4 protein-coding genes are annotated in these 7995 nt (G+C 74.8%); 2 read left to right on the top strand and 2 right to left on the bottom strand.

All coding sequences use genetic code 11. From position 1 onward, the window contains the following. The coding region (locus CCN42_RS31570; protein WP_422641217.1) for a PAS domain-containing protein at positions 1-614 on the top strand (614 nt) is incomplete at its 5' end. Positions 615-719: 105 nt separating this feature from the next. Here the strand turns inward: CCN42_RS31570 and CCN42_RS31565 are convergent. Both CCN42_RS31565 and CCN42_RS31560 read right to left on the bottom strand, forming a co-directional pair. Then, the gene (locus tag CCN42_RS31565) at positions 720-1238 is read right to left on the bottom strand and encodes an RNA polymerase sigma factor (protein WP_086172927.1); all 519 of its coding nucleotides are present in this window, start codon (positions 1236-1238) and stop codon (positions 720-722) included. 57 nt (positions 1239-1295) lie between these two features. Then, positions 1296-2594 carry a phthiocerol/phthiodiolone dimycocerosyl transferase family protein gene (locus tag CCN42_RS31560; protein WP_086740734.1) on the bottom strand — a complete coding sequence of 433 codons (1299 nt, stop codon included), beginning with the start codon at positions 2592-2594 and terminating at the stop codon, positions 1296-1298. Positions 2595-3080: 486 nt separating this feature from the next. Here CCN42_RS31560 and CCN42_RS31555 point away from each other — a divergent pair. Then, positions 3081-7995: non-ribosomal peptide synthetase (locus CCN42_RS31555; RefSeq protein ID WP_143662072.1), on the top strand; the 4915-nt coding region annotated here is incomplete at its 3' end.

The raw sequence follows: 7995 nt of genomic DNA, 5'->3' as shown, positions 1-7995 counted from the left end.
CCGAACTCACCGGCGGCGGCGCGCCCCGCGCTGCGGCGTCGGCGGACGCCTGCACCGCCCACGTGTCCCCAGTGGACCTGGTCGTCACGGCCGCGGAACCCGAATTCGCCCGCCAATTCGGCCTGAGCGCCGACGAGATATGCGGGTACGGCCTTCTCGACCTTCTCGGTTCCCCCGTTCCCGCACGGCTGCGGGAACAGTTCACCGCCCTTTCCGCAGGGCATTGCCGGCGATTCACGGAAAGAGTGACGGGCCGCGACGGCGCCGGCGGGAAATTCTGCGCGGAAGTCACCGGCGTCGCCGTCCGGAATCCCTTGGGTGACATGGTCGGCGTCGTCGTGTTTCTGCGCCGGGCCCCGGACGCGGTCTCCGGCGGACCGGTGCTCAGTGCCCTCGACGCGCAGGTCCTGGAGGGTGTGGCCAGTGGCCAGTCCACGGTGCAGCTGGCCTCCCGTCTCTATCTGAGCCGTCAGGGAATCGAGTACCGCGTCGGGCAGATGCTGCGGAGGTTCGACGCGCCCAACCGCCCCGCCCTGGTGGCGCGTGCGCACGCGCTCGGGATGTTCGCCGCCGGCCAGTGGCCCCCGCGCGTCCTTCCGGAACGCGTGCGGTAGCGCGGAGAAGGGGTCTCACCGGAGCCCGGGCGGCGGCCGTGGCGGTGACGCACCGCCACGGCCGCCTTCGCCGGGCTCCCGGCCTCCGGGGGCCCGGCGTCCGCCTCACGCCGCCGCGGGCTGCCACGCCTCCTGGAACCGGCGGCGGGCCCGGAAGAGACGGGAGCGGACCGTGCCCACGGGCAGGGCGAGCACCTCGGCCATCTCCTCCTCGTTCAGTCCGTAGGCCCGCAGGGTGAGGACCTGCCGGTGCGCCTGGGACAGCCGCTCCAGCACATCGCTGATGTGCACCGCGTCCAGGGGGTTCGTCTCCTGCCGCGACTCCAGCTCGGAGCAACTGTGCTCCTCCCCGTAGCGCTTGACGGTGCGCACGGCCTCGCGGACCGTCACCGAGCGCACCCAGCCGTAGAACGCCGCCGGTTCGCGCAGGGAACGCAGGCCGCGGTAGATGGCGAGCAGCGCCTCCTGCGTGGCGTCGGCGCCGTCGTCGTGGGTGATGGACCGGCAGATGCGGGCCACGTAGGGCGTGATGCCGGTCAGCAGGTGGTTCATCGCGTGCTCGTCGCCCGCCTGGGCTCGGGGGAGCAGCGCCAGGGGAGAGGGGAGTTCGCTGACGGTGGACATGTCGGACTGAGGCTCCTTACGGCAGCCGGGCGGGCGGGGGTGCGTGAGCGGCGGTGTTCAGGCGAAGGCCGCGTCGCCGTGCCGGGGCTCCGCCGCGGTCACGAAGCGGAGGAGGCCGGCGCGCACGTCGTCGCGGAACGCCCGCATGAACGACGGGCTGAAGCAGGCCGTGGAGTGCGGGAACTCGATGGAGAGCCGGCCCTCGAAGGAGACCACGCACGCCATGACGGGGCTGCGTCCCGCCTGCGGGAAGTACTGTTCGCGGGCCGGCACCAGGCGCACGTCGACCGCCCGCAGTCCGTCAGGCAGCCGCGGTCCGGGGACGACACCCATGTTGGTGGCGATCACCGTGGCCAGTTGCAGCGTGGGGTTGCGGGGGATCTCCGGGGTGACGCGCAGCTCGTGGAAGTGGTCGCCGCGGGCGAGGAAGTCGCTCAGGCGGCCGTGGACGCTACGCGCCAGCTCCATCGGCCCGGACTCCTCGGACACGTCCAGGGTCTGCAGGTGGGTGGTGACCGCGGGCACCAGGGCGGCCGCGGGCACCGGCGGGGTCAGCCGGGAGCGCAGGTCGACGGGGGAGAGGCAGCCGAGGGTGCGGGGGCCGTCGCCGTCCAGCCGCCGCCGGGCCGTGGCCAGCAGCGTCGCGGCGATCAGCGCGTGCACGGAGACGCCCGCGTCGCGCGCCGTCCGGCGCAGCCGCGCGGTGAGGTCGGCGTCCAGGGTCAGCCGGCGGACCTCGATGCGCCCCTCAGGGCTGGTCCCGTCGCCGGTGACGGCGTCGTACGGCACCAGCGCGACCGGGTGCCGCCGCGTCTCCTCCAGGCGGCCGTCGAGGTACTTCGCCGTGTCGGCCGCGTCGGCCGGGGGCAGCAGCCGGCTGACGGGCTCGGGCCAGCGCGGCCGGGGCGTCTCATCGGCGGGCTCCCCGCCGACCAGCGCCCGGTAGCGGTCCCACAGGGCGTTGTGCAGCGCGATGCTGCTGTGGCCGTCGGTCACGGTGTGGTCGACCACCAGCACGAACAGGTGGCTCTCGCCGTTCGGCGCGCTGACCAGGACGGCGCGGCTCAACGGTCCCCCGACGGGCAGGGGCCGGTTCAGCTCCTGTGCCCAGGCCTCCTCCCCGTCGCCGGAGCGGATGTCCAGGCGGGGCCGTTCGTCCTCGTCCAGGAGGCGCAGGACGTGGCCCGTGCGGTCCTGCTCGATGCGTGACCGCAGCCCCGGGTTCGCCTCCGTCATGGTGTCGTAGGCGGCCGACAGCGCGGCGACGTCCACGGGTCCGCGCAGGGTGCAGGAGAGGACGGCCCTGCTTCTCTGGCCCACGTAGAGCGTCTCGACCGGACACAGCGCACGGTGCATGCCGTCAGCCTTCTTTCCGTCGTTCTTTTCGGGGGTCCCACGGCCCGGGATCGGAATGCCGCCGCGGCTGTCCGCGGGGGGCGGGGGCCTTTCGAGAGTGCACGGCGCAACGCGGCCGAATCCAGCCGAGAACCCGGCGTGCGGGGAAGTCGCGTGATTTCCCTAGAAGTTGGAGCCCGAGGCGGTGAAGAGGGCGGCGCGCATTCCCTGGCGTCGCATTCTTCAGGGAAACCCCTGAATCGGCGTGCCGAGAGTCCGGTGCCGCTTGACCCGCCCCGTTCCGGTGACCCACCGTGCTGTGCCGGGAGACCGGGGCCGGGTGACATGATTCCCCCGCCCTCGGCGTGCGACCTCCTTTTCCGCCCCGTGGGCAGGCCCGGCGCGTACACACACGCGAGGGCGGCACGGAGCGGTGGCCGCACCCGTCCGATCCGGCCGGGCCTTCGCCGTCCGGGACATTACGGCTTGCCACGTGAGGGTTGTGCTATGTCACTCCAGGAGGACGAACGTCGACCGCTGTCCGGGGCCCAGGAGGGGCTCTGGTACGCCGGACGGCTCGCACCGGACAGCGCCGCGTACAACACGGCGGAGGCGGTGGAGATCCACGGCCCCCTCGACACCGCGCTGTTCGAGACCGCGCTGCGGCGCACCGTCGGTGAGGCCGACACCTTCGCCCTGCGGTTCGCCGACACCGACGACGGCCCCCGCTGCCACTCCGCCGCGGACGCGGACGACTGGCCTTTGCACCGGGTCGACGTCAGCGGCGCCGAGGATCCCGAGGCCGCCGCATGGGCCCACGTCCGCGCCGACCTCGCGACCCCCGTGGACCTGGAGAAGGGCCCGCTGTTCGCGCACACCCTGCTGACCCTCGCCCCCGACCGCCACCTCTGGCTGCTGAGGGCCCATCACCTCCTGCTCGACGGCTACAGCTACAAGCTCCTCGGGCGGCACCTGGCCGACACGTACAACGCGCTGGCCGAGGGACGCGAGCCGGACCCCGCCGGGTTCGCGCCGGTGAGCCGGCTCCAGGAGGAGGAGGCCGCCTACCGCGCCTCCGAGGCGTACCCCCGCGACCGCGACCACTGGGTGCGGCACCTGGCCGACCTGCCCGAGCCCGCCCGGCTCACCTCCCGTACGGCCGCCCCCACCGCAACTTTCCTGCGCCGCACCGCCGGACTGACGCCCGCCGAGACCGACGCCCTCGACGCCGCCGCGGCCCGCCTCGGCGTCCGGCGCACCGACCTGCTGACCGCCGCCACCGCCGCCTACCTGCACCGGATGACCGGCTGCCGCGACCTGGTCCTCGGCCTCGCCACCATGAGCCGCCTCGGCAGCGCCGCCCTGCGCACCCCCGGCACCGCCTCCGACGTCCTCCCGCTGCGCGTGGCCGCCGCCCCGGACACGCCCGTCGAGGAGCTGGCGCGGACCGTCGCGGACGGACTGAAGACGCTGCGCCGCCACCAGCGCTACCGGGGCGAGTTCCTCCGCCGCGACCTGGGCCTGCTGGGCACCGGACGCCGGCTGTACGGGCCGGTGCTCAACATCGTCCCGTTCGACGAGTCCCCGGTCTTCGGCGGGCACCCCACCACCTGGCACCACCTGTCCGGCGGAGCCGTCGACGACCTGCAGATCTCGGTGCGGCCCGGCACCCCCTCCGGCGGACTGTGGCTGGCCTTCGACGCCAACCCCGCCCTGTACGAGGAGGACGAACTCGCCCTGCACCGCGACCGGTTCCTCACGATGCTGCGCCGGCTCGCCGAGGCCGACCCGACGACACCGCTGGGCGACCTGGACCTCCTCCTGCCGGGCGAACACCCCCGCGACACCCCCGTCCGCACCTATCCGGTCGAGCGGACCCTCACCGAGCTGTTCGAGGAGCGGGCGGCGGCCGTGCCCGGGCGGACCGCCGTCACCTGCGGGGACGAACGGCTCACGTACGCCGAACTCAACGCCGCGGCCAACCGCCTGGCCCGGCTGCTGACCGACCACGGCGCGGGCCCGGGCCGGGTGGTGGCCCTCGCCCTGGAGCGCGGGACGCGGCTGCTGCCCGCCCTGCTGGCCGTCCTCAAGACCGGCGCCGCCTACCTGCCGCTGGACCCCGGCCACCCGGCCGAGCGGCTGCGGCTGGTCGTCGAGGACACGGCCCCCGTCGTCATGGTCACCGACGACGCCCACGCCCACCTCGCCGGGGACACGCTTCCCGTCGTCCGGCTGGACGACGAGGAGACCACCGCGGACCTGGCCCGCCGCTCCGCCGCCGACCTCACCGACGCCGACCGGCACGGGCGGACGAGCCCCTCCGACATCGCGTACATCATCCACACCTCCGGCTCCACCGGCCGCCCCAAGGGCGTGCCCGTCCCGCACGCAGGCGTCGTCCGCCTCTTCGCCGCCGCGGCCGAGCACTTCGACTTCGGCGCCGACGACGTGTGGACGCTCTTCCACTCCTACGCCTTCGACTTCTCCGTCTGGGAGATCTGGGGCGCCCTGCTGCACGGCGGCCGGGTCGTCGTCGTCCCGCACGCCGTCAGCCGCTCGCCACGCGAGTTCCTGGGCCTGCTGCACCGCGAGGGCGTGACCGTCCTCAGCCAGACACCGTCCGCGTTCGAGCAGCTCATCGACGCCGACCTCGAACGGGGCGGCGACACGGGGGCGTTGCGCTACGTCGTGTTCGGCGGCGAGGCCCTGCGCCCGGCGCGACTGCGTCCCTGGGCCGACCGGCACGGCCTGGACCGCCCGGCGCTGGTGAACATGTACGGCATCACCGAGACCACCGTGCACGTCACCCACCACCGCCTCACCCGGTCCGATCTGGACGACCCGCGCCGCGGCAGCGTCATCGGCACCCCGCTCGCCGACCTCCGCGTCCATCTGCTGGACACCGAGGGACGCCCGGTGCCGCCCGGCGCGACCGGCGAGATGTACGTCTCCGGCGCCGGCGTCGCCGCCGGGTACCTGAACCGGCCCGGCCTGACCGCCGACCGCTTCCTCGACGACCCCTACGGCCCGCCCGGCACCCGCATGTACCGCTCGGGCGACCTGGCCCGGCGCCGCCCCGACGGCACCCTCGACTACCGCGGCCGCGCCGACGCCCAGATCCAGCTGCGCGGCTTCCGCGTCGAACCCGGCGAGATCGAGGCCGTCCTCGCCGCCCACCCCGGTGTCACCCGCGCCGCCGTCGTGCCCCGCCGCGCCGAGAACGGCGCCCTGCACCTCGTCGCCTACACCGTCCTCTCCGGCGACGCGCCGGTGAGCCCCGCCGAGCTGCGCGCCCACACCGCCGCGCACCTGCCCGAGCACATGGTCCCGGCCGCCTGCGTCCCGGTGGACGCGCTGCCGCTGACCGCGAACGGCAAGCTCGACGTCCAGGCGCTGCCCGCACCCGACTTCACCGCCGCCGCGGCCGGCAGCCGCCCCGGGACACCGCAGCAGGCCCTCGTGTGCGGCCTGTTCGAAGAGGTGCTGAAGCTGCCCCGGGACACCGTGGGCACCGAGGTGAACTTCTTCGACCTCGGCGGCGACTCCCTGCTCGCCACCCGTCTGCTGGCCCGTCTGCGGCACGAGACCGGCGCCGAGATCCCCATCACCGCCCTGTTCGAGACACCGACCCCGGCCGCCCTCGCCCAGCGGATCGCCGTACGGGCGGACGCCTCCCTGCCCCGCCCGGCCCTCGGTGACGCCGTACGCCCGCCGCGGGTGCCGCTGTCGTACGCCCAGGAACGCATGTGGTTCCTGAACCGGCTCGACGACGGAGCGGCCACCTACAACATCCCGCTCCTCGTCCCGCTCGACGCCGGCCTCGACACGGACGCGCTCCGGGCGGCCCTCGGCGACCTCGCCGACCGGCACGAGATCCTGCGGACGGTGATCGCCGAGCACGAGGGGGTGCCGTACCAGCGCATCCTGCCGCCCGGCGAGCTGCGCCCCGCCCTGCGGCACGTCGACTGCCCCGCCACGGAGACCGCCGCCCACGTCACCGCCGCGCTGCGGCACCGCTTCGACCTCACCGCCGAAGGCCCCCTCGCGGTCTGGCTGCTGGGCTCCACGCTGCTGTTCGTCCTGCACCACAGCGCCGCCGACGGCTGGTCGTTGCGCCCCTTCGCCGAGGACCTGAGCACCGCCTACGCGGCCCGCAGGGCCGGCCGGGCACCCGACTGGACCCCGCTGCCCGCGCAGTACGCCGACTACACGCTGTGGCAGCGCGCCCTGCTGGCTCCCGGACCGGACGGCCCGGGCCGGCTGGAGCGGCTCACCACCCACTGGCGCACGGCCCTCGACGGCCTGCCCGAGGAGTGCACCCTGCCCGGCGACCGGCCGCGCCCCACCGCACCGCGCGGCGGCGGCGCGCACGTCGAGACCACCGTCGACACCGACCTGCACCGCGCCCTGCTGCGCCTCGCCGACCGTGAGGGCGCCAGCCTCTTCATGGTGCTGCACGCAGCCGTCAGCGCCCTGCTCACCCGCTGCGGCGCCGGCGAGGACATCGTCCTCGGCACCCCCGTCGCGGGCCGCACCGAACCCGCCCTGGACCCCCTGATCGGCCTGATCACCAACACCCTGGTGCTGCGCGCCGACACCTCCGGCGACCCCGCCTTCCGGGACCTGCTCGCCCGGCTGCGCACCGCCGACCTGGCCGCCCTGGACCACCAGGACCTGCCCTTCGACCGGCTGGTGGACGACCTCAACCCGCCCCGCACGCCCGGCCGGCACCCCCTGTTCCAGGTGATGCTGGCCCTCCAGAACAACGAACCCGCCGTCCTCGAACTGGACGGCGTGAAGGCCGAGTTGCGACCCACCGCCACCGGCACCGCCAAGTTCGACCTCTTCGTCGACGTCCTGGAACGCCACACCCCCGAGGGCACCCCCGGCGGCCTGACCCTGCACGTCGAGTACGCCACCGACCTGTACGACGCCGGCACCGCCGAGGCGTTCGCCCGCGCCCTGCACGACGTCCTGCGCACGGTGAGCGCCGACCCCGGCATCCGCGTCGGCGAGCTGCCCGCACTCCCCGAGCGCACCCCCACCCCGGTGGCGACCGACCCCGCGGAACTGGAGGACGCGGCCCGGTCCGTGCCCGGCATCCGGGAGGCCCATGCCCTGCCCGGCACCGATGACGTCCCGCCGCGCCTGTACGTGGTGCCCGGACGGGCGGACGCCGCCGAACGCGTCGAGGAACTCCTGGACCGCGCCGGCCACGGCACCGTCCGCGTCACGGCGGTCAACGCGCTGCCCCGCGCCGAGGACGGCACCGTCGACACCGCGGCACTGCGCGCCCTGCCCGCCGTCGACCGCGCCGCGGCCGACACCTGGCGGGAGCGGTTGGCACAGACCCCGGGCGTCACCGCGGCCGACGTGACGGTGGAGGACACCCCGGAGGAACTGGACCGCCGCCACACCGGCC

The organism is Streptomyces glaucescens (genome assembly GCF_002154375.1).
GTDB classification, from domain to species: Bacteria; Actinomycetota; Actinomycetes; order Streptomycetales; family Streptomycetaceae; genus Streptomyces; species Streptomyces glaucescens.
This window is presented reverse-complemented; position numbering and strand designations above follow the sequence as displayed.